Source organism: Pseudomonas sp. 313, assembly GCF_000316965.1.
Classification (GTDB): Bacteria; Pseudomonadota; Gammaproteobacteria; order Pseudomonadales; family Pseudomonadaceae; genus Chryseomonas; species Chryseomonas benzopyrenica.
Map to the genome: position 1 here is coordinate 1 of NZ_ANBZ01000004.1, position 641 is coordinate 641.

Below are 641 nucleotides of genomic sequence, written 5' to 3' on the forward strand. Positions count from 1 at the left end.
TCGCGCGACTACACCGCACCGCACTATCGTCCGCTGATCGATGAGGGCACACGCGTCCGGGCGTGGCTCGCGGCGTTCGCCTACCAACCCGACCTCGAGTAGTCCTCACCGTGATCCACTCTCCAAAGCTTGACAACTTCCCACTCGTCGAAGTGGCCTTCCGGCCCCCCGGGCCAGCCGCTGGCCAACGCGGAGCTCTATCGGCTCGCCGCCGCATGGCTCCAGGACCGTGAGGTTCACGACAAGTAGCCAATCGGCGCGGCCGGCCAGCCTTGCAGTCCCATCACGCGCGAGATCCGCTGGCATCTGCACACACTTGAGGCATGCGGCACCTTGGATGCGCGTGCCTCATGAACGAAGCATGTGGCAGCTGACCGAAAAAGGCGAAGCGTGGGATGCATCGAGTGCCGCTGAGGGCGCTGCCAACGGATTACACCCTGACCGCGCCAGAATTAGCCTACGACAAATGGGTGAATCGCCCCTAGTTTCGTAGACACCTCCAAGCCTCATAATGAGACCCAGCAGGAGGTGCCATGAGCAACCAGCGTTACCCCGAAGAATTCAAGATTGAAGCGGTCAAGCACATCACTGAACGCGGCTTGCGCGTTGCTGATGTAGCAGAGCGTTTAGGCGTGTCCACA

1 protein-coding gene is annotated in these 641 nt (G+C 61.3%); it reads left to right on the plus strand.

The features are described from left to right. Positions 1–533 precede the first annotated feature (533 nt). Positions 534–641, plus strand: a 108-nt coding sequence (locus tag C722_RS25535; RefSeq protein WP_017638581.1) for a transposase, incomplete at its 3' end; no start/stop codon positions are given.